This is a genomic window from Pseudogulbenkiania sp. AW2-16, from assembly GCF_056824575.1.
Genome location: NZ_CP157668.1, coordinates 3,945,723 through 3,967,828, shown reverse-complemented (window position 1 = coordinate 3,967,828; position 22,106 = coordinate 3,945,723). Strand labels below are relative to the sequence as shown.

At 61.2% G+C, this 22,106-nt stretch carries 19 protein-coding genes and 1 pseudogene; 16 read left to right on the top strand and 4 right to left on the bottom strand.

The window, feature by feature from the left end; genetic code table 11:
* Positions 1-291: 291 nt before the first annotated feature.
* Both ABKF58_RS19065 and purU read right to left on the bottom strand, forming a co-directional pair.
* Positions 292-2,268 (bottom strand): helicase-related protein, encoded by a 1,977-nt coding sequence (locus tag ABKF58_RS19065; RefSeq protein WP_482582769.1) that lies wholly within the window; start codon positions 2,266-2,268, stop codon positions 292-294.
* 131 nt (positions 2,269-2,399) lie between these two features.
* Positions 2,400-3,263: a formyltetrahydrofolate deformylase gene (gene purU, locus ABKF58_RS19060; protein ID WP_014086599.1), complete on the bottom strand. Its 864-nt coding sequence runs from the start codon at positions 3,261-3,263 to the stop codon at positions 2,400-2,402.
* A gap of 373 nt (positions 3,264-3,636) precedes the next feature.
* Here purU and ABKF58_RS19055 point away from each other — a divergent pair, with 373 nt between their 5' ends.
* The 5 genes from ABKF58_RS19055 (at position 3,637) to ABKF58_RS19035 (ending at position 10,029) form a co-directional block, all read left to right on the top strand.
* Positions 3,637-4,890 (top strand): sarcosine oxidase subunit beta family protein, encoded by a 1,254-nt coding sequence (locus ABKF58_RS19055; protein ID WP_008955494.1) that lies wholly within the window; start codon positions 3,637-3,639, stop codon positions 4,888-4,890.
* Positions 4,891-4,900: 10 nt separating this feature from the next.
* Positions 4,901-5,197 carry a sarcosine oxidase subunit delta gene (locus ABKF58_RS19050; RefSeq protein ID WP_008955493.1) on the top strand — a complete coding sequence of 99 codons (297 nt, stop codon included), beginning with the start codon at positions 4,901-4,903 and terminating at the stop codon, positions 5,195-5,197.
* Positions 5,194-8,211 carry a sarcosine oxidase subunit alpha family protein gene (locus ABKF58_RS19045; protein WP_482582766.1) on the top strand — a complete coding sequence of 1,006 codons (3,018 nt, stop codon included), beginning with the start codon at positions 5,194-5,196 and terminating at the stop codon, positions 8,209-8,211. Before ABKF58_RS19050 ends, ABKF58_RS19045 begins: the two co-directional genes overlap by 4 nt.
* The gene (locus tag ABKF58_RS19040) at positions 8,204-8,878 is read left to right on the top strand and encodes a sarcosine oxidase subunit gamma (RefSeq protein ID WP_482582765.1); all 675 of its coding nucleotides are present in this window, start codon (positions 8,204-8,206) and stop codon (positions 8,876-8,878) included. Before ABKF58_RS19045 ends, ABKF58_RS19040 begins: the two co-directional genes overlap by 8 nt.
* A gap of 233 nt (positions 8,879-9,111) precedes the next feature.
* Complete coding sequence (locus ABKF58_RS19035; RefSeq protein WP_482582763.1) at positions 9,112-10,029, top strand: dipeptidase; 918 nt, start codon at positions 9,112-9,114, stop codon at positions 10,027-10,029.
* Positions 10,030-10,263: 234 nt separating this feature from the next.
* On the opposite strand, the gene ABKF58_RS19030 is transcribed toward ABKF58_RS19035, so the two are convergent.
* Both ABKF58_RS19030 and ABKF58_RS19025 read right to left on the bottom strand, forming a co-directional pair.
* Entirely contained in the window at positions 10,264-10,782 is a 519-nt protein-coding gene (locus ABKF58_RS19030; protein ID WP_008955488.1) for a ComEA family DNA-binding protein, read from the bottom strand.
* 293 nt (positions 10,783-11,075) lie between these two features.
* On the bottom strand, positions 11,076-11,729 hold the full coding sequence (locus ABKF58_RS19025; protein ID WP_014086604.1) for a peroxiredoxin: 654 nt from the start codon (positions 11,727-11,729) through the stop codon (positions 11,076-11,078).
* A 448-nt stretch (positions 11,730-12,177) separates the two neighbouring features.
* On the opposite strand from ABKF58_RS19025, the gene ABKF58_RS19020 reads away from it, so the two are divergent.
* The 11 genes and pseudogenes from ABKF58_RS19020 to ABKF58_RS18970 form a co-directional block, all read left to right on the top strand.
* Complete coding sequence (locus ABKF58_RS19020) at positions 12,178-13,233, top strand: HAD family hydrolase (protein ID WP_482582760.1); 1,056 nt, start codon at positions 12,178-12,180, stop codon at positions 13,231-13,233.
* A gap of 88 nt (positions 13,234-13,321) precedes the next feature.
* Complete coding sequence (locus tag ABKF58_RS19015; RefSeq protein WP_008955484.1) at positions 13,322-14,170, top strand: glycine betaine ABC transporter substrate-binding protein; 849 nt, start codon at positions 13,322-13,324, stop codon at positions 14,168-14,170.
* Between the two features lie 519 nt (positions 14,171-14,689).
* A complete protein-coding gene (locus ABKF58_RS19010; protein ID WP_482582758.1) occupies positions 14,690-17,611 on the top strand; it encodes a type VI secretion system Vgr family protein in 2,922 nt (973 codons plus the stop codon).
* On the top strand, positions 17,601-17,978 hold the full coding sequence (locus ABKF58_RS19005) for a hypothetical protein (RefSeq protein ID WP_482582756.1): 378 nt from the start codon (positions 17,601-17,603) through the stop codon (positions 17,976-17,978). The genes ABKF58_RS19010 and ABKF58_RS19005 overlap by 11 nt, the downstream gene beginning before the upstream one ends.
* Before the next feature lie 47 nt (positions 17,979-18,025).
* On the top strand, positions 18,026-18,499 hold the full coding sequence (locus ABKF58_RS19000; RefSeq protein ID WP_482582754.1) for a hypothetical protein: 474 nt from the start codon (positions 18,026-18,028) through the stop codon (positions 18,497-18,499).
* Positions 18,500-18,522: 23 nt separating this feature from the next.
* Positions 18,523-19,029 carry a hypothetical protein gene (locus ABKF58_RS18995; protein WP_482582752.1) on the top strand — a complete coding sequence of 169 codons (507 nt, stop codon included), beginning with the start codon at positions 18,523-18,525 and terminating at the stop codon, positions 19,027-19,029.
* A gap of 289 nt (positions 19,030-19,318) precedes the next feature.
* Positions 19,319-19,624: a hypothetical protein gene (locus ABKF58_RS18990; protein WP_482582750.1), complete on the top strand. Its 306-nt coding sequence runs from the start codon at positions 19,319-19,321 to the stop codon at positions 19,622-19,624.
* Positions 19,625-19,877: 253 nt separating this feature from the next.
* A complete protein-coding gene (locus ABKF58_RS18985; protein ID WP_482582748.1) occupies positions 19,878-20,345 on the top strand; it encodes a hypothetical protein in 468 nt (155 codons plus the stop codon).
* Positions 20,346-20,866: 521 nt separating this feature from the next.
* On the top strand, positions 20,867-21,058 hold the full coding sequence (locus tag ABKF58_RS18980; RefSeq protein ID WP_482582746.1) for a hypothetical protein: 192 nt from the start codon (positions 20,867-20,869) through the stop codon (positions 21,056-21,058).
* Between the two features lie 278 nt (positions 21,059-21,336).
* Positions 21,337-21,870, top strand: a complete 534-nt coding sequence (locus tag ABKF58_RS18975; RefSeq protein WP_482582744.1) for a DUF5943 domain-containing protein — start codon at positions 21,337-21,339, stop codon at positions 21,868-21,870.
* A 9-nt stretch (positions 21,871-21,879) separates the two neighbouring features.
* Positions 21,880-22,008, top strand: a pseudogene (locus tag ABKF58_RS18970) (hypothetical protein); the annotation flags it as partial.
* Positions 22,009-22,106: the final 98 nt, after the last annotated feature.

The window sequence follows — 22,106 nt, the reverse complement described above, 5'->3', positions numbered from 1 at the left end:
TACATGAGCCTCTCCTAAAGAGTAAGTAGTCTCAATTTAGTCGGGAAATTGATTTATTCGATGACCAGGAAATAAAAAAACTAAGACCCGTGTTTAGCTGTCTTCGGGGCCCTGTTCAACGATCGCGAACAGGTTCTGACGTCACCTGCACGGCATGGCCTCCTGTTGCGGGGCTGGGCATGAGGCTAACCGCGGCTGGCGCCGAGGGGGGGACGGGGTGGCGAGAGGCCCCGTGCCCGGAAGCCAAGCAGGCCACATCCCCGCCTGGGCTTCCGGGCACGGTATCCGGGCTCAGCGCCGCCCGGGCTTGAGCTGTCGGGGTTTGCCGTTGCCGGGCTGGCGGCGTTGGTCCTGCGGCGCGCGGCGGCCGTGGCGGCGGGTGTTCTGGGCCTGCAACAAGGCGTCGATCTTGTCGGAGGTGGACTGCATCAGTGTCTGCGCCATCTCGCCGTGCGGGAAGGTGTCGGCCATGCGGTAGCCCAGCCAGGCGTAGGCGGCGTAGAGCTTGCAGGTGTCTTCGAGGTATTGCAGTTCGTTACGCCCGCCCATGCCTTCCATGCGCAACAGCGGCGCCTCGCGGCCGTCGGCGCGGTACTGCGCCCAGTCCTGCAGCGCGCGTTCCAGCATCGGAATCTTGGTCGATACCGGGCACAGGCTGAAGGTGACGCGGTCGGCCAGCGTCAGCGGCAGGGCGTCGAGCCAGCGCGCCTTCTCGATCTGGTCGGCGAGGTTGGCGGGCAGGAAGAATTCGTCGTGCACATTGATGTGCTTGGTGAACAGCTCCAGCAGCGCCTGCAGCTTGCTCTGGCCGGTGGCGGCGGCGATCTGCTGCAGGTAGTCGAGGCTGGGCGCGACGTAGAAGCCGGAGGCCGGCAGCGGCTCGGTCGTTTCCTTGAGCAGATTGGCGATGATCTGGTGGGTATGGCTGTCGAGCCCGGCGACGTAGCCCGCTTCGTGCGCGCCGAAGCGGCCGGCGCGCCCGGCGATCTGCTTGGCCAGCGCGGCCGGGATTTCGCCTTCGCTGTAGCCGTCCCACTTGCTGGCGGTGGTGAAGATGACGCGCCGCGCCGGGGTGTTGAGGCCCATGCCGATGGCGTCGGTGCCGACCACGATCTTGGTTTCGCCGTCGATGAAGCGTTCCGCCTGCGCCTGGCGCACTTCCGGCGACAGGTTGCCGTAGATCGCCGACACCGCGAAGCCCTGTTCGATGGCCTGGTCGCGCCAGTTGAGCACTTCGCGGCGCGAGAAGGCGATCAGCACGTCGCCCGCCTGCAGGTTCTTGAGCGAGCCCAGCGGTTTCTTTTCCATCACCAGCGGCGATTTGCGCTGCAGCTTCTTCACTTCCAGCGTGCCGCCGACGCGCTTGACCAAGGCCTCGATCGCCGGCTCCGCTTCCAGCGCGCCCAGCAGGTACACGGTGCTGGCCGGCACGCCGCACACCGCGGCGGTCCAGGCGGCGCCGCGGTCGGGGTCGTCGAGCAGCTGGATTTCATCGATCACCGCCACGTCGAGCGGACGGTTCGGGTTGAGCATCTCCACCGTGCTCGCCACGTGGGTGGCGTCCGGGTGCAGCTTGCGCTGTTCGCCGGTGATCAGGCTGACCGCCACGCCGGCGTCGAGCAGGCGCTGGTAGTTTTCCAGCGCCAACAGCCGCAGCGGGGCGAGATAGGCGCCGGTGCCGGCCTGGGCCAGGTGTTCCATCGCGGCGTGGGTCTTGCCGGAGTTGGTGGGGCCCAGCACGGCGATGAAGTGGCGGCGCATGCTTTGCGCCAGCGTGAACGATTCCGGGTAGAGCGACAGGTTGACCGCGTTGCGGGTCTTTTCGGCCTGACGCGTGGCGGCGTGGCTGTCGCGCAGCGCGGCGATGCGGTCGAGCGCCAGCGAGCAGCGCCGCTTTGCCAGTTCGTACTTGGCAAGAAAGGCCTGCAGCGCGCCGGTGGGGTCGAGCTCGTATTGTTCGGCCAACGTCAGCACGCGCTCGGCGCACTCGCGCACGTGCGCTTCCAGCCGGGCGCGCGTCGCGCTGTTCCAGCGTTCCTGCACCAATGCCGGGCGCGCCGCATCGTCGAGCTTGCGCCACTTGGCGGTCTTGCCGAGGAAGCCTTCGTCCGGCACCAGGTGATAAGGCACGCGGCGCGCGCCGACGAGGATGTCGCCGTGCACCGACAGGGCGTAGCTGCCGTCGGTGGTGACCAGTTTGGCCTGGTGGGCGTCGAGGTAGGCGTCGAGGGCGGTGATATCGGCGATATCGGTGGACGTGTCGGTCATGGAGCGGGGGAGGAAATGAGGCAAATGACCGGCATGATAGGGCAGGATGCCGTGCGCGAACAGTGCGTTGCAGCAAAAGCGTTGCAGGGCCCCGCGGACGACGTGCCAGCGCCGCCGCGGGGCAGGGTGGGTCAGCGCAGTACCACGGTACGGTTGCCGTTGAGGAACACGCGCCGTTCGAGGTGGAAGCGCACCGCGCGCGCCAGCGCCAGGCACTCCATGTCGCGCCCGGCGGCCAGCAGCTGCTCCGGGCGGTAGGCGTGGTCGACGCGCTCCACCACCTGCTCGATGATCGGACCTTCGTCCAGATCGTCGGTGATGTAGTGGGCGGTGGCGCCGATCAGCTTGACGCCGCGTTCGTGCGCCTGGTGGTAGGGCTTGGCGCCCTTGAAACCGGGCAGGAAGGAATGGTGGATGTTGATGGCGCGTCCCGAGAGCTTCTTCGACATCTCCGGCGACAGCACCTGCATGTAGCGCGCCAGGATCACCAGCTCGGATTGGGTTTCTCGCACCAGTTCCAGCAGTGCCGCTTCCTGCTGCGGCTTGGTGTCGTGGGTGACCGGCAGGTGGTGGTAGGTCAGGCCGTGCGCGGCGGCGATCGGCGCCAGGTCGGCATGGTTGGAGACGATCGCGGTCACTTCCATGTCGAGGTCGCCCATCTTGCAGCGGTAGAGCAGGTCGTTCAGGCAGTGGTCGAGTTTCGACACCATGATCAGCACACGCGGACGGGTGTGCGTGTCATGCAGCGTCCATTGCATGTCGTAGTGGCCAGCCATGTCGGCGAGGCCGGCTTCCAGAGCGGCGCGGTCGAAGCCGTCGCCGAGCGAGTGGAAGGTGCAGCGCACGAAGAAGCGCTGGGTGTCCTCGTCGTCGAACACCGCCAGCTCGTCGATATAGCAGTGGTGCGCGTCGAGTAGTTGCGTGGCGCGGGCGATCTGGCCCGGTGCGCTTTTACAGGTGAAGGCCAGGATGTATCTGAGTTGGGACTGGGACATGTTCGTTTTCTCGGTCACCGGCTGGCGGTGTGCCGCTCCTTTGGCTATCCGTTGATCGACGCTGTCGTTGGCCGGTTTGTTACCGACGACGCTGCTTCACCTTAGCGCGCGCGAAAAGGGGGCTCTGGCCGTCAGCCGCCAGGTTTTGTCGTTTTTTGGACATGGATTTTGGCGGGGCATGGCGAGGGTTTCGGCCAACCTTGGGTGCCTTGCCGAGGCTTTCAAGGGGGCGAGGGGATAAATATCGGGTAAATGATCTGGGTCAAGGGCGCTTTGTCGTAAATCGGCAAGTGATCGTCCTTTCCAGTCAATCGGAACGGGGCCGGCTCGCCAAGAATGAACTCACCTTGGCACCTCAATACGGACCCGTCCCATGGCAAACCGTTACTCCCTCTGGAGCCTGTTGAAGAACGGGCTCAAACATAATGAAAGCTGGCAGCCGGCCTGGCGCAGTCCGCAGGCGAAGCCTCGTTACGACGTGATCATCGTCGGCGGCGGCGGCCATGGTCTGGCGACAGCTTATTACTTGGCCAAAAACCACGGCGTGAAGAATGTCGCGGTACTGGAAAAAGGCTACCTCGGCGGCGGCAACACCGCGCGCAATACCACCATCGTGCGTTCCAACTACCTGTGGGACGAGGCGGCGCAGTTGTACGAACACGCCATGAAACTGTGGGAAGGCCTGTCGCTGGATTTGAACTTCAACGTGATGTTCAGCCAGCGCGGGGTGATGAACCTCGGCCACACCCTGCAGGACATGCGCGACATCGAGCGCCGCGTCAACGCCAACAACCTGAACGGTATCGACGGCGTGGTGCTTTCGCCGAAGGAAATTCAGGACATCGTGCCGCTGATGGACATCAGCGCCAAGACGCGCTATCCGGTGATGGGCGCCAGCTACCAGCCGCGCGGCGGCGTGGCGCGCCACGACGCGGTGGCCTGGGGCTTCGCCCGCGGCGCCAGCGAGCTGGGCGTCGACATCATCGAGCAGTGCGAAGTCATCGACATGATCATCGAAGACGGCCGCATCAAGGGCGTCAAGACCACCAAGGGCGACATCTTCGCCGACCGCGTCGGTTGCGTGGCCGCCGGCAACTCGACGCCGCTGGCCAAGATGGCCGGCGTGCGCCTGCCGCTGGAAAGCCACCCGCTGCAGGCCTTCGTGTCCGAATCGATGAAGCCGTGCCTGGACACGGTGGTGATGTCGAACGCTGTGCACGGCTACGTCAGCCAGTCCGACAAGGGCGAGCTGGTGATCGGCGCCGGTATCGACAGCTATCTCGGCTACGGCCAGCGCGGCAGCCCGCACGTGATCGAGCATACCGCGGCGGCGATCATCGAACTGTTCCCCAGCTTCTCGCGCGTGCGCATGAACCGCCAGTGGGGCGGCATCGTGGACGTGGCGCCGGATGCCTGTCCGATCATCAGCAAGACCAAGGTCAAGGGCCTGTACTTCAACTGCGGTTGGGGCACCGGTGGCTTCAAGGCCACCCCGGGTTCGGGCTATGTGTTCGCGCACACCATCGCCAACGATGAGGCGCATCCGCTGAACAAGGCGTTCGCGCTCGACCGCTTCAATACCGGTCATCTGATTGACGAGCACGGCGCCGCCGGCGTTGCGCACTAAGGAGCCGCAGATGTTCCAGATTCATTGTCCGCACTGCGGGGCAACCCGCGAGGAAGAAGAATTCAGTTACGCCGGCGAGGCCTACATCCCCCGTCCGGCCAACCCGGAAGAGGCGACCGAAGCCGAATGGGGTGATTACCTGTTCATGCGCAAGAACACGCGCGGCTGGTTTTGGGAGCAATGGCAGCACACCGCCGGTTGCCGCAAGGTGTTTGCGGTCAAGCGCAACACCGTGAGCTATGAAATCGCCGGCACCTGGACGCTGGCCGCAGGCAAAGAGCTGTATCTGAAGGAGAGCGAAGCATGAGCGCTTACCGTGTCCACCGTAGCAGCCAGCGCATCAACGAAAAGGCGCCGCTGACCTTCCGCTTCGACGGCAAGAAATACCAGGCCTTCGCCGGCGACACGCTGGCCTCGGCCCTGATCGCCAACGGCGTGAAACTGATCGGCCGCAGCTTCAAGTACGGCCGCCCGCGCGGCATCGTCGGCCACGGCGCCGAAGAGCCGAACGCGCTGATCCAGCTCGAGACCGGCGGCCATACCGTACCGGACCTGAAAGCGACCCAGGTGGAGATGTACGAGGGGCTGTCCGCCACCACCACCACCGGCTTCCCGTCGCTCAACTTCGACCTGAAGGGGCTGGCCGGCCAGTTCAGCCGCTTCATGCCGCCCGGTTTCTACTACAAGACCTTCATGGGTCCGGCGAAAGCCTGGCCGTTTTATGAAGAGATCATCCGTAAGGCCGCCGGCTACGGCCGCGCTCCGGTCGATCCGGATCCGGAATTCTACGACCACCTGCACCACCACGTGGATGTGCTGGTGGTGGGCGGCGGCGCCTGCGGCCTGTGGGCCGCTACGCTGGCCGGCCGTGCCGGCCTCAAGACCCTGCTGGTCGACGAGCAGAGCGAGGCGGGCGGCTGGATGCTGTCTGATGCCCGCGCCGTGATCGACGGCAAGCCGGCGATGAAGTGGGTCAGTGAGCGCCTGGCAGAATTGAAGAGCCTGTCCAACGTCACCGTGCTGACCCGCACCACGGCGTTCGCCCACCACGAGCAGAACCTGGTGCAGGCGGTCGAGCTGGTGCAGGACCACCTGCCGATCGCGCAGCGCGTCGCCACCCTGCCGCGTCAGCGCCTGCACAAGATCCGCGCGCACCACGTGGTGCTGGCCACCGGCGCCATCGAGCGTCCGCTGGTCTACGGCAACAACGACCGCCCGGGCGTGCTCACCGCCGCCGCCGGCCATACCTACCTGAACCGCTACGGCGTGGCGGTCGGCCGCAAGGTGCTGCTGCTCACCCATAACGACGCGTCGTACGACACCGCGCTGGACCTGGCCGAGGCCGGCAGCCGCGTGACCCTGATCGACACCCGTCAGCGCGGCGCCGCCGCCTGGCGCCTGGATGCGGCGAAGAAGGCCGGCGTCGAGCTGCTGCTCGGCTACGGTATCGCCGAGGTGCAGGGCGGCAAGGCCGCCAGCGGCGCCAAGCTGGTCAAGCTCGACCCGCACTGCCTGACCGTGACCGGCAAAGGCCCGACCCTGTCGGCCGACGCCATCCTGTCCTCCGGCGGCCTGACCTCGACCGTGCACCTGTTCTGCCACAACAACGGCCGCCCGTACTGGAACGAAGAACGCCTGTCCTTCGTCACCCCGGACGAAGGCCGCCAGGGCATCAGCGTGGCCGGCGCCATCACTGGCCGCTGGGGCCTGGGTGAGGCGCTGGCGCAGACGCACGCCTCGGTCAGCGCGATGCTGATCGGCTTCGGCCGTACGTCGTCCAGCACCTGCCCGGTCAGCGAAGACAAGGACATCCAGCCGACCCGCCGCGTGTTCCGTGTACCGGACGGCAAGCCGGAAGGGCACGGTGCCAAGGCGCTGGTCGACTTCCAGAACGACGTGGCCGCCGCCGACATCCATCTGGCCGTGCGCGAGAACTACCGCTCGATCGAACACGTCAAGCGCTACACCGCGCTGGGCTTCGGTACCGATCAGGGCAAGCTGTCCAACGTCAACGGCTTCGCCATCGCCGCCGAGGCGCTCGGCATGCCGATCTCGCAAGTGGGCACCACCACCTACCGTCCGGCCTACACCCCGGTGACCTTCGGTGCGCTGGCGGGCAGCCACGTCGGCGATACCTTCGACCCGCGCCGCTACACCGCGATGCAGTCGTCGCACGTCGCCCGCGGTGCGCTGTTCGAGACCGTTGGCCAGTGGATGCGCCCCTGGTACTTCCCCAAGGGCAACGAAACCATGCACCAGGCGGTGGACCGCGAGTGCCTGGCGACTCGAAATAGTGTTGGCGTGATGGACGCGTCGACCCTGGGCAAGATCGACATCAAGGGCCCGGACGCGCGCGAATTCCTCAACCGCATCTACTCCAACGCCTGGACCAAGCTCGACCCGGGCAAGTGCCGCTACGGCCTGATGCTGGACGAGAACGGCATGGTGATGGACGACGGTGTGACTGCCTGCATCGCCGACGACCACTTCTACATGACCACCACCACCGGCGGCGCCGCGCGTGTGCTGAACTGGCTGGAGCGCTGGCACCAGACCGAATGGCCGGAGCTGAAGGTGCGCTTCACCTCGGTCACCGACCACTGGAGCACCACCGCCGTGGTCGGCCCGAAGAGCCGTGCCGTGCTGCAGAAGCTCTCCAGCGACATCGACCTGTCCGCCGACACCTTCAAGTTCATGGACTGGCGTGAAGGCACCGTCGCCGGCGTGCCGGCCCGCGTGTGCCGCATCTCGTTCTCCGGCGAGCTGGCGTATGAAATCAACGTCGACGCCTGCTACGGCCACTACATCTGGGAACAGGTGATGGAAGCCGGCAAGGAGTTCGGCATCACGCCGTACGGCACCGAGACCATGCACGTGCTGCGTGCCGAGAAGGGCTTCATCATCGTGGGCCAGGACACCGACGGTTCGATGAGCCCGATCGACCTGAACATGGCCTGGGCGGTGGGCATGAAGAAGCCGTTCAGCTTCCTCGGCAAGCGTTCGCTGTCGCGTTCCGACACCTCGCGCTCCGACCGCAAGCAGCTGGTGGGCCTGTACACCGAAGACCCGAAGGTGGTGCTGGCCGAAGGCGCGCAGATCCTGTCGAGCCGCAACACGCAGGCGCCGGCCGACATGCAGGGCCACGTGACTTCCAGCTACCACAGCGCCTTCCTCGGCCGCTCCATCGCGATGGCGGTGCTCAAGGGCGGTCTGAAGCGCGAAGGCGACACGGTGTACGTGTGGGCGCATGGCAAGATGCACCCGGCCAAGGTGGTTTCCTCCGTATTCGTCGATCAAGAAGGGGTGCGTCAACATGCCTAACTTCCAACCCTACCTGCAATCGCCGCTGGTCAACTTCAACCTGCCGGCGCTGACGGTACCGGCCGACGCCAGCCAAAAGGTGCGCGCCAACGAACTGCCGCTCTTGGGCTACATTGTGTTGCGCGGCGACCTCTCCGACGCTGCCGTGGCCCAGGCCATCAGCCGGGCCACCGGCCCGGCGGTGCCCGCCGCCAGCCGCTTCAGCAGCGGTGAGGCCGGCGTGCTGATCTGGCAATCGCCGGACGAATGCCTGCTGATCACCGCCCGCGCTGCCGTGCCGGCGCTGCTGGCGGCCTGCGGCAAGCACTTCGACGGGCTGTTCGCCCAGGCGGTGGACAATAGCGGTGGCCTGACCACGGTCTACCTGTCCGGCGTCGAGCACGTCACGCTGCTGCGCCACCTCGGCGTGTACGACTTCGAATCGATCGAGGCGGGCGACGCGGCCAGCACGGTGCTGGGCAAGGCCGGCGGACTGGTGTGCCGGGTGGACGGTGACGGCGTGTTCCTGGTGATCCGCCGCAGTTTCGCCGACTACCTGTGGCTGCTGATCACCAAGGCGGCGATACCGTACCGCTTCGCCGTGGCCAAGCTGCCCTCGGCCGGCAAGAGCCCGTTCCTGCGGCTGGTCGATGCGGGCAGTCCAAGCAAGCGCCCGGTGGCGGCCTGACCTTCCTATCTGTTCCCGGTGGTTATTACCATCCCTTCATGCCCCTTCGGGGGCTTTTTCATTTCTCTTGTCGCGCCATGCCATGTCGGTCTGCGGCAAAAACCGGTCGTTGCTGCCGAGGTTGGCCGAAACCGCCTCGTGCACCATTTCTCAAGGCGGGTGGGGTGCCCGCGAGGAGAAAAAATGTCACTGCATAACGACAGCATCGTCATCGACGGCCTGATCATCGCCAAGTGGGAACGCTCGGTGTTCGACGACATGCGCAAGGGGGGCTCACCGCCGCCAACTGTACCGTGTCGGTGTGGGAGGGCTTCACCGATACCGTCGACAACATCGCCGAGATGAAGCAGAAGATTCGCGACTACAGCGACATCCTGTCGCTGGTACGCACCACCGAGGACATCCGCCAGGCCAAGCGCGACGGCAAGACCGGCATCATCCTGGGCTTCCAGAACGCCCACGCCTTCGAGGACAACATCGGCTACATCGAGGCGTTCGCCGACATGGGCGTGCGCGTGGTGCAGCTGTGCTACAACACGCAGAACCTGATCGGCACCGGCTGCTACGAGCGCGACGGCGGCCTGTCAGGCTTCGGCCGCGAGGTCATCGCCGAGATGAACCGCGTTGGCATCATGGTGGACCTGTCGCACGTTGGCAGCCAGACCTCGAAAGAGGCGATCCTGGAGTCGAAGAAGCCGGTGACCTACTCGCACTGCCTGCCGTCCGGCCTGAAGGAGCACCCGCGCAACAAGAGCGACGAGGAGCTCAAGTTCATCGCCGACCACGGCGGCTTCATCGGCGTCACCATGTTCCCGCCGTTCCTCAAGCGCGGCATCGAAGCCACGGTGGACGACTACGTCGAGGCGATGGATTACATCATCAACCTGGTGGGCGAGGACTGCGTCGGCTTCGGCACCGACTTCACCCAGGGCTACGACAAGGGCTTCTTCGACTGGATCACCCACGACAAGGGCCGTTACCGCCGCCTGACCAACTTCGGGACCATTTTGAATCCGGAAGGCATCCGCACCATCGGCGAGACGCCGAACCTGACCGTGGCGATGGAGAAGGCCGGCTGGGGCGAGCGCAAGATTCAGAAGGTGCTGGGCGAGAACTGGCTGCGCGTGTTCGGCGAGGTGTGGGGCGCCTGACCCCGGTTCCGATCACGCAAGAAGAACGGCGTGGGTGGCGACGGATGTCGCTCCCACGCCGTTTTTGCTGCGGCTGGTCGTGAAATGTCGGGGCCAATGCGGGCGGAAGAACCAGCCAGCAACAGGCTCCGCGCTGGCGTTAAAAAGCCCGGCCATGCCCAAGGGCCTGACCGAGCTGTATCCGGGTCAAGGGCGAGGCACTGATCTCAGTGCGCCCCAGAGCCGGGGATGGGGTTACTGGCCGATACCGATGCCAACGCCACCCTGGGTTTTGACGCCTGCGGCTCCGCCGCTGCTGCCGGCTCCAACACCGACACCAACCCCTACGCCGACACCGGCCCCAGCTCCAACTCCAGCGCCGGCATTGGCGCCACTGGAGGTTTCCATCGGACGCTGATCAGCAGAGGCGCTACCGGCCCCCGCGGCGCCGGTCTTGCCCGCGGGGGCTTGACCCGCTGCCGTGGCCGCGCCTTCGGCACGAACCGCCGCACTGGCGTCGCTATTGAGCTTGTCGTTCACTTTCTGAAGTGTCGCCTTGGTGACACCCTTGACCTTGAGTAAATCGGACGACGACCGGAAATCGCCATGCGCCTTGTGGTAAGCCACGATTCTTTCGGCCTGCGTCTTACTGAAGCCGGCTTGCACCAGCTCAACAGAGCTGGCGGCATTGATATCCAGTGCCAGAGCGGCGGAACTGCTCACTGCGAGAAGCAGGGCACCAACGAGGTGGGAACGAATCGGATGGTATTTCATTAAGGCTCCTTTTCCCTGACGGGTTTTCAAAGGGACCTTGATGGTAGCCAAGGGGTTATTCGAAACTGTTAATGAATTCCTTCATTTTGTTAAGTTTCTTTTCGTGATGACGCGGAAGGCCGGTTCCGTTCCCCGCCGATAGCGGCCGCCACCCACGGCTGTAGCACGGCCACCGGCACGTCAACTCCCCATGCCGACACATCGCGCCGAGCAGCGGCCAGCCGCTGCCCGACAACGGAAGAGGGATATGCCAGGGCTGCCTGCGGCGACCCTGGCGCGCGGAGCATCAAGGTCTACTTCGGCTGCGCCACCATGCGCAGGTAGGGTTTCAGCGTCTTGTAGCCCTCTGGGTATTTCTTCTGCGCCTCCTCATCCGATACTGAGGTCGGGATGATCACGTCGTCGCCTGGGCGCCAGTTCACCGGCGTGGCGACGGTGTGCTTGGCGTTGAGCTGCAGCGCGTCGAGCAGGCGCAGCACTTCGTCGAAGTTGCGCCCGGCGCTCATCGGGTAGACCAGCATCGCCTTCACCTTCTTGTCCGGGCCGATCAGGAACACCGAGCGCACCGTGGCGTTGTCGACGGCGGTGCGCGGCCCGGGGCTGGCGTTGGGATGGATCATGTCGTAGAGCTTGGCCACGTTCAGGTCGGCGTCGCCGATCATGGGGTAGTTGACGGCGTGGCCCTGGGTCTCGGCGATGTCGCCGACCCAGGCCTTGTGGTCGCTGACCGGGTCGATCGAGAGGCCGATGATCTTGGTGTGGCGTTTGTCGAATTCCGGTTTGAGCTTGGCCATATAGCCCAGCTCGGTGGTGCAGACCGGGGTGAAGTCTTTCGGGTGCGAGAACAGGATGGCCCAACTGTCGCCGATCCATTCGTGAAAGTGGATGGTGCCTTCGGTGGTATCGGCAGTGAAATCGGGCGCTTCATCGCCAATGCGGATTGCCATGATCTTCCTCCTTGTGTACGTCGGGCTGGCGCCGCCGAAGCGGCTGCGGGCGGATGCCTGCTGCGCGCTGACATCGCAGCAGGCGGAGTCAGTATAGATACTGCGGCGCTGCGTGCCGGACCATCTTCACCATGTCGTTCACTAACAAGAACAGGTCGTCACAATGCCGCTGGGCTGGAACAGGGTTCGGCACCATGGTGTGCAAGGAAAGTTCGACGAGGCCTGCGATCGCCATGCGCGGCGACGGCCCAGCCCACATAGTCAGGTATGCCCATGTACATGTCGGAGACCGGTTGGGACGAGGCCAGGCAGCACAAGTTGCTGGGTGAGCACGACGTGCGCGTGCTCACGAAGGTAAGGGGAGAGTGAGTCGTGAGTTACCCGGCGTGCGAGGCATGCCGGGTTTTTTTGTTTCATCAGTGTCGGTCCAACCCACAGGAGTGAGCGGATGAGTCGTTTGAAACGCGTTGCATTGTCGTTGTCGTTGCTGCTGGCCACGGCCGGAGCCCAGGCCACCGAGCTCAAGCACTGGCCGGGCGACGTCGCCCAGAAGCTGAACACCATGATCGCCGCCAACGCCCACAAGGGCGCCTACGCGGTGTTCGACATGGACAACACCAGTTACCGCTACGACCTGGAAGAGGCCTTGCTGCCGTTCCTCGAGATGAAGGGCGTGCTGACGCGCGACAAACTCGATCCCTCGCTCAAATTGCTGCCGTTCAAGGACACGCCGGGGTTCAAGGAGAGCCTGAACAGCTATTACTACCGGCTGTGCGAGGTGGACGACCTAGTGTGCTATCCGTGGGTGGCACAGGTGTTCTCCGGCTTCACGCTGAAACAGCTCAAGGGCTACGTCGACGAGCTGATGGCCTACGACAAGCCGATCCCGATCAAGTACTACAGCGGCGACAAAGTCGTGGAGGGGACGGTTAACCGCCCGCATCTCTACACTGGTATGCAGGAGCTCTACAACCGCCTGCAGGAAAACGGCATCGAGGTCTACGTCATGTCCGCCGCCGGCGAGGAGCTGGCACGCATGGTCGTCAGCGACCCCAAGTACGGCTACAACGTCAAGCCGCAGAACGTCATCGGCGTCAACATGCTGCTCAAGGATCGGACGAGCGGCGAGCTGACCAGCTCGCGGCTGCAGATCAAGAAGGGCAAGTACGACCCGGCGCGCAACCTCGACCTGGAACTGACCCCCTACCTGATGAACCCGATGACTTGGTATGAAGGCAAGCTGGGCTCCATCGTCGGCTGGATCGACCAGTGGAAGAAGCCGGTGTTGGTGGGCGGCGACACCCCGATCTCCGACGGCTACATGCTGCTCAACAGTACCGACGTCGAGAAGGGCGGGGTGCGGGTATGGGTCAATCGCAAGGCCAAGTACATGCCGGCCATGCAGTCGTGGTGGGAAGAATCGGCCAAGCGCCAAGCTTCGCTGGGCCAGACGGTGACCGCCGACAAGAACTGGCTGGTGGTGAAGCCGGAAGACATCCAATAAATCAAACGATAAGCGGGACCACCCGCAGTAGCACGTAAAGCAGCAGAACGGGACTATTCCCATCTTTTATCCATGTAGAGGAGTTGGCATGAAGCAAGTTCGCAACAGTGTCAAGCTGCTGGCCGCCATCGGCCTGGTCTGTTCCAGCGCCAGTTGGGCGGCCGACAAACCGCTGATCAAGATCGGCTACGTCGAAGGCTGGGCCGACAGCGTGGCCACCACGCAGGTCGCCGCTGCCATCATCAAGACCAAGCTGGGCTACCCGGTGGAGCTGGTGCCGGTTGCCGCCGGCATCATGTGGCAGGGGGTGGCGCGCGGCGATCTCGACGCCACGCTGTCGGCCTGGCTGCCGGTGACGCATGGTGACTACTACCAGCAGCTCAAGGACAAGGTCACCGATCTGGGACCCAACTACCCCGGTGCCAAGATCGGCCTGATCGTGCCCGAGTACGTGCCGGCCAAGAGCCTGGCCGACCTCAACAAGTACAAGGACGCCTTCCAGGGCCGCATCGTCGGTATCGACGCAGGCGCCGGCGTGATGAAGAAGACCGAACTGGCGATCAAGGACTACAACCTCGACTACAAGCTGATGCCGAGCTCCGGTCCGGGCATGGCGTCCGAACTGGCGCGCTCGATCAACGCCAAGAAGCCGATCGCGGTGACCGGTTGGATTCCGCACTGGATGTTCGCCAAGTGGAAGCTGCGCTTCCTGGAGGATCCGAAGAAGGTGTACGGCGAGGAAGAACACGTCGACACCGTGATCAACCCCGGCCTGAACGCCAAGGCACCGCAAGTGGTGAGCTTCCTGAAGAAATTCTCCTGGAAGCCGGAGGAAATCGGCGCGGTGATGCTGGAGGTCGAGAACGGCGCCAAGCCGGCGGCAGCGGCCGAGAAATGGGTTGGCGCCAACGGCAAACGCGTGGCGGGCTGGCTGTAAGCTTCGTTCCCGGTAGTAAACATTCTCTCTCTTGAAGCCCCTTCGGGGGCTTTTTTCATGGCTCCGTCGATTTGGCGTATTACCCGCCCGGCAAGCCGCGCCATTGTTGGGTTTTGTGATGGCTTGAACCCGAAAGCGGGGCCGGTGTGTGGTGTCGTCCCGCCGTTTCTCTGCTGGTCATTCAGGAAGAAACCGCTGAGCTGATGGCGGGGGAGGAAGAGGCGGACGGTTTGGTGCCGTTAGCACCAAGCTAGCTTTCGCTAAAAAACATTGTCATCAATTTTTCGGGTGCCGTCATGGTGACGGGTGCTCGTCGGATGCCTCCGGTCAGGCTATCCAGTGCGGACAAATGGCCTCCAAAGCATAGCCAGCCGATAGATGGAGTTGGATAGTTCCCGCTTTCTCTATCTGCGCAAGCTTGCTGTATGGAATTGCCAATAGCATAAATATTGCGGAAAATGCCGTATTCAAAATTGCCATTCTTGCCATCAGGCGACCCCGGCCATCCACCCGATACTCATGACCATTCACTCACTCCTTGCCAGCTTCGCCGCCGCCTTCAGCCAGGAGCAGCGCCTCCTCACCCTGCAACTGGGCGACGGCCAGCGCTGGGGCGAGACGCTGCTGCCGCTCGCCGTGCACGGCGACGAGGCCGTCTCCGACCGCTACCGCTACCGCATCGAGTGCCTGTCGCCCGACGCCGGGCTCGAACTCAAGAGCCTGCTCGGCGTCCCGGTGCGGCTCGGTCTCGCCGGGGCGGACGGGACCGAGCAGGTGCGCGGCGGTGTGGTCAGCGCTGTCGACAGCCTGGGGGCCGACGGCGGCTTTGCCCAGTACGCCCTCACCGTCGAACCGCCGTTCGCGCTGCTGCGCCTGCGCCGTACCAGCCGGGTGTTCCAGGACCTCTCGGTGCCCGACATCGTGCGCCAGGTGTTCGCCGAACACGCCGCCGCCAACCCGGTGTTCGCGGCGGTGCAGCGTCTCGACTTCGTGCTCGTGGGCGAGCTGCCCTCCCGCAGTTACTGCCTGCAATACCGCGAGAGCGACTACGACTTCCTCGTGCGCCTGCTGCACGAGGAAGGGCTGGCCTGGCGCTTCGAGCATGGAGAGGGAGCGAGCGAGCAAGGTCGCGCCGCGTCGCGAGGGGCTCTCCCGCAGGTCCAGCTCGTCGCCTTCGACGACCCGTATTCGCCGCCGGCCGCCGGGGTGGGGCGGGTGCGCTTCCACCGCAGCGATGCCACCGAGGACGAAGATGGCCTCACCCGCTGGGACGGCACGCGCCAGATCGTCAGTGGCGGCGTGGCGCTGGCCAGCTTCGACTACCAGCCGGTCGCCACCGTCCACAGCGGTGATAGCAGCGCCGTCGAGCAGGGCTCCGATGGGACGCGGTTGCAAAGCAGCCTGCAGGACTACGACGTCCCCGGCCCCTACTACGCCGGCGATGCCGACCAGCTCGCCCACTACGCCCGGCTGCGCCAGCAGGCGCACGACGCGCAGGCCAAGCGCTTCGACGGTGGCGGCTCGGTGCGCGGGCTCGCCGCCGGGCAGTGGTTCCGCCTCGACGACCACCCGGCGCACGAGGGGGACGCTCCCGAACAGCGCGAATTCGTCGTCACGCGCCAGACCTTCACCGCCCGCAACAACCTGCCGACCGACCTGGCACGGGCGCTGCCGCCCAGCCTTCGGCCAACCTCGACCGCCGGCGCGGGGGCCGACACGTCGGCAAGCGACGTTCCGTACCACACCACCTTCAGCGCCCAGCGCCGCGGCCTGCCGCTCACCCCGGCCTACGCCGGCACCGCGTTGGCCAAGCCCACTGCGCGCGGCGCCCAGACCGCCACCGTGGTCGGGCCTGCGGGGGAAGAGATCCACACCGACGCCCACGGCCGCATCAAGGTGCAGTTCCACTGGCAGCGTCCCGACGAACACCCGACGATCGGCGCCAACCTCGACGACACCTCCAGCTGCTGGCTGCGCGTCGCCATGCCCGCGGCCGGCGCCGGCTGGGGCCACCAGTTCATCCCGCGTATCGGCCAGGAAGTGCTGGTCGACTTCCTCGAAGGCGACATCGACCGCCCGGTCATCACCGGCGTGCTGTACAACGGCAGCCACCCGCCGCCCGCCTTCAGCGGCGCCGGCAACCTGCCGGCCAACAAGACCCTGTCCGGCATCAAGTCGAAAGAGCACCACGGCGGCCAGTACAACGAACTCTTGTTCGACGACACCCCCGGCGAAGTGCGCGCCAAACTGTCGTCCGAACACGGCGCCACCCAGCTCAACCAGGGCTACCTCGTCCACCCGCGTGCCGACGGCAAGGCCACGCCGCGTGGGGACGGCTTCGAACTGCGCACCGACCGCCACGGCGCGATCCGCGCCGGCCACGGCCTGCTGCTCAGCACCGAAGCGCAGTCCTCAGCCTCTGGCAAACAGCTGGCGCGCGACGGCGCCCAGAACCAGCTCGACGCCGCGCTGAGCCTGAGCCAATCGCTGGGCGAGACCGCTACCGCGCAGCTGGCCGATACCGTTGAAATCGGGCCGGAGACGATTCAGCCGGACAACGGCAAGGGAGCGAAGAAAGCCGACGGCCACCTGCAGCACCACGCCGCGGCGCTGAAGGCGTGGGAAGCCGGAACTAACACTATTCCTTCGCGACGCTCCGCTACCTCGCTCAGTCATAAAGAATCCAACATCGCTCCAACAGGTGAGGGATTGGCTCAAGCCGGCCAGCAGCCACTGATGATCCTCAGCGCCCCGGCCGGCCTCGCCGCAACGACCGACAACAGCCTCACCCTGGCCGCCGGCACCAATCTCGACCAAATCGCCCAGCGCGATACCCAACAGACCTCGGGCCGGCGCTGGCTGCACAACGTGGGGCAGCACATCAGCCTGTTCGTCGCCGGGGTGAAGGACCGGATTGCGCTCAAGCTGATCGCGGCCAAGGGCAAGGTGCAGGTCCAGGCGCAGAGCGACGCCATGGAGCTGACGGCGGACAAGGATGTGACCGTGACCTCGTGTAAGGACAAGATTCACATTGCAGCGGCTCAAGAAATCCTGCTCAACGTCGGCGGTGGCGCCTACATCGGCATGTCAGGGGGTAACATCGAGGTGCATTGCCCGGGGACGGTGAGTGTGAAAGGGGAGAGCCATAAGCTGGATGGGGCTGATTCATTAGGTGTGGCAATGCCATGGTTTAAAGAATCACATAATCACAGTGTACAATTTGAAGTTCACGACGAATCAGGGACGCCTATTCCTAATTTTTCTTACTCCATGGAAACGAAATGTGGTTTGTTATATCAAGGTGTAACTGATTTAAATGGGTTGACGCAAAGGATTTACTCGCCAGAAGAAAAAGATTTTTCTATCAAGAAGCGAATAATAAAGAATGCCCACGAGATTGATTTGCAACCGCCATCGGAAAAATTTTTTGATGATGAATAAAAAAACTCTAGGAAAATCACATCCAAATTCTGATCATGAACATAAAGAGCTAGTGAAATTAGACTGTTCGTGCGATAGAGGGATTTCTCTTGATGAGCTAGTGGAGGCGTATCCAAGTCAAAAAGAAAAAGTATTAAAAGAGTTTTTGCCATATATAAATGCTACCTTCAAAATATACGATCTGAATACATGTATTAGGAGGGCGCATTTTTTGGCTCAAGTTGGCCACGAATCCGGTTGCTTGCGATTTGCTGCCGAAGTTTTAAAGAAGGGGGTGAAGGAATCTGATGTGTACGATGGCTACAAGGGTAGGGGGCTTATGCAAATAACATGGAAGATAAATTATGAAAATTATGGGCCTATATAGGACAAGATCTGCTTGGGGAAAACAAAATTAAATTAGAAGAAAAATACTTGGCTACAGATTCCGCTGGCTGGTTCTGGAGGTATGGGAAAGAGTATGATCTCAATACATTGGCTGATCCTAATGATCTGATTGCTATTTCAATTGCAATTAATGGTGGATTTAACGGTTTTAGCCATAGGCACTCTTTGCTAATAAATGCTTGCAGGGCTTTAAATTTGGGGGCTTGTAAGAATTTAAAGGTGCTAAGGGAGAGCATGCCTAAAGAAGCGGAAAATTCATTTTCAATAGAAGAATATTTACTTAAGGATAGCAAGGCCTACAGCAATGCCAGGAGTGCTTTTGCATGGGGGTATTGGCATGACCCAAATAGCAAGAGGGAGGGCGTAAAAAAGGATGTTAATAAGGCCAAGGAAGGCTACAAACGGTTTCTTGAGCTGTCCGAAAAGAAGCCGTTAAAAAAGAAAGCCTTTGGACTAACCCCAGAGAAAATGCAAGAAATTGCAAAAAAATTCATACAATGAACCCCTCAATATAGGAGTTAGCAATGTATAAGCTGAAATTAATATTGGCGGCTGCGGTATTTCCACTGATTTCATTTTCTCAGCCAATTCTGCTTGGCGACACCGAAATCTCGGAAATTACAAAAGAAATTCAGTCAATTGAAATAAAAAAAGGGGTGCAGGCGCCAAGTTTCATTCAGTATATTCAGAAGGGGAGGAGGACGCCATCTTGTACATTGTTTTCGTCAGATTTCAAAAGCAGGGTAGATATCATAAAATTTGATTCGGGCGATGAGGATGATTACTCTAATTGTAATAAAATTTACCCTCCGATTATAGTGGTGAATCAAACGGTAAATTATGCCGTATTTCGGTATTTGGAGGAGGAGACAAAAGGAAGTGTGATAAATAACTACTTTACGGTCAGGGTGGTGGGTAATGAATTTAAGGAATGTGAGAATAATGAGGAGATATCAAGAAAAATAGTTCAGGCAAAATCTAAAACTAAGGATGAGATCAGGAAAATAATATCGGCATTGGGTTGCAAATAAAGAGTATCTAGTTATCTTATCTAGCATGATCACCTGGGGCATGCTTCTCTCTTGGTTTTTCCCGGGTGAACTCCCGGTTCTCAATGGCGCCCTTCTGCTACTGGCTGCACCTTCCATGTCTTCGGCAATGCCGGCTGGGGTCACTAGGTCATTCTGTGCATTGGTTAGGAGAAAGTGCTGGTCAACATCCAATCACAGCCTCATTTCTGTTGCAAAAACCATTATCAAACACCTGCTTCTAAAAAATGTGATGACTTAGTAAACAGAATAGCTACATGGGATATGGTTGATGATTAAGAAAATGGCTAAATTGATTCTGATAAGTGCAGCAATAGTCAGCTTGGATGCAACTATGGCTGCAATTGATAACGGTAGCCTCTTTTCTTACCTTTCAAACCCTAGGGGGCTCGTGGGTAAAAGCAGCAAGCCTCTGGTCTTGTTTCTGGAAAAAAACTGCAAGCTTGGGAGTGCTGATGGAGGTAAACTTAGAGGCAACTATAGCGAAATTTACGAATGCCAGCTGAATGAGAAGAGCATTACTGTTGGTGTTAATATCCAAAAAAAACCAAGACAATCGAATATTTTTCCCTTTTAGCCCCAGAGGAGTTGTACCCAAATATCTTTAAGAAAATTGAGGAGAAAAATGGTAGGGGCTCTAAGATGGATGAATCCGGTGGCTCCTATAAGATCAACGGATGGACTATCTCTCACTCGATTAGCAAGAATGTCAGTCTGGAAATTGAAATTATCAAGAAAGATAAAAAAGTTCTTCTGCAGGCACACGTAGAAGGGAATGAAGGACCGTAAGCCATGAAAAAACTCTTACGATTGCACTGTGCGCCGTATCCATGCCGTGTTTTGCGGAGATCGTAAAGCTCAGCTCCTCCGATAAGGCGGAAAGCATCATTTACAGTTGCAATGATGGCGGATGCTCCGCATGGATTGATTCCGACGGCAGCAAGGCCGGTTTTTTCAAGGATGTGCCAACAAGCACGGTCAGCGCGAAATGGCGCTCGCTCAGCCTGGTCGAGGTGACCTTGTCCTGTGGCAGCCCGTGCAATGTGAGCTTCTTTTACAGGAAGGAGAACGGGGTGTCGAAGCCCTTGCACGATGTACTGGCGGTGGACGCCAGGCGGGCCTGCGTACTAAAGCCGACGGACGATGGTAAGGGCATAGAGATAGCGCCTATCTTCAATAAAAATGGTGCCAAGTATTACTGGCAGGCCAGGTACAGTGATCCCAAGTTCGGCTTTTACACCCAGTCCGCAGTGATTTTTCCACGATCAAGGGAACGTTCGAAGCCGATGGAAAGCTGAAACTGAGCTATTTGAACAAGGATGGTGACAACACCGAAAAGCTGATTGACCCGAAATGCTCAGATTAAAATTCTACAAAACTACTGGCGATGGCGGAAGAGGCACTTTTTCTGCTTGCTGAATTCTGGGGTTCTCAATCGCTATAAAGGTGTTCCGAAGGCGCGTAAGAGACTGTCAATACGCATCAAATCCAATTAACACACTCAATAGTCTCGTATTGTAATGAAAAACAAATTATTTATATTGGCGCTTTCCTTGTTCATGTTGGTCTCAACATTGTATGCGGCAACGCCGACACTCTGCGAGCCCAACGAGACTGTGGCGTTCAGTTGTGTATTGAGAAAACCAAAGAAGATCATTTCGATATGCACATCAAGAAGATTGACTGAATCCACTGGCTATGTCCAGTATCGATTCGGGTTGCCCGGGAAAATAGAGTTTGTTTTTCCGGGGGAAGGGATGGAAGTCAAGATCGATTCGTCTACTCGCGTTATACGCGTCCTATGGTTACTAGAATTAGCTTGAGCTTCAAAAATAATGGATATGATTATGAGGTTTATAGTGATCAAGAGCATGAGGAAGGTTTCGATCCGGTAGGTTTTGTCGAACTTTCTGTCTCAGGTAAGAACATGTATTGCGCCCCGAATGCCGTGGGTAGCCTGATGTCATTGGAAGATGTGCTTCCCAACGATCCGGACGGGTGGATGCACTGACAGCAGCATGTCTCAAGCCTGCAGGATTCCTTTGCCCGGAGGTGAGGCAGGGGTCTGTAGCAAGGCCCCTTACCCCCTAGCCAGGCCCTAGTGCTTCCACATCCTCCCACCCCTGCTGAGCTCCCTCCTCAGTCGTCTCTTTACGCCACCCCGTGTCGGTCTGCGGCAAAAACCGGTCGCTGCTGCCGACGTTGGCCGAAACCGCCTCGTGCACCATTTCTCCTGACTGACGGCGTGCCCCCTGTGCGCCGTGCCACGACAACGTGCAGGAGATTCTGATGCAACCACTCGTTCCTATCGACGTAGATCCGGATTCCGGTGTGTGGACTACCAACGGCCTGCCGATGCTGTATGTGCCGCGCCACTTCTTCGTCAACAACCACATGGCCGTCGAAGCGGCGCTGGGCAAGGGCACCTATTCCGAGGCGCTGTACGACGCCGGTTACCGCTCGGCCTACTTCTGGTGCGACAGCGAAGCGCGCACTCATGGCCTGGAAGGCATGGAGGTGTTCGAGCATTACCTCAACCGTCTGTCGCAGCGTGGTTGGGGCCAGTTCTCCTTCATCGAAGCCGACGCCGCCACCGGCCATGCCAAGATCCGCCTCGACAACTCCTGCTTCGTACTGGCGCAGGGCGTGGCCGGCGCGCCGCAGAGCGAAGGCAAGACCTGTTACATGTTTGCCGGCTGGTTCGCGGGCGCGATGGACTGGGTGGGCGAGAAGCTGGGCTACGACTACCACACCATCAGCGCCGAAACCCAGTGCGCCGGCCACGGCGCCGACTACTGCGTCTTCACCGTCGAGCCGAAGTAAGGGGGCATCATGCGCTATCCGCACCTGTTTTCGCCGATCACGCTGAACAAGCTGACGCTGCGCAACCGTATCGTCAGCACCGCGCACGCCGAGGTGTACGCCGAGCCCGGCGGCCTGCCCGGTGAGCGCTACATCCGCTACTACGAGGAAAAGGCCAAGGGCGGCCTCGGTCTCGCCATCTGCGGCGGTTCCAGTCCGGTGTCGATCGACAGCCCGCAAAGCTGGTGGAAGTCGGT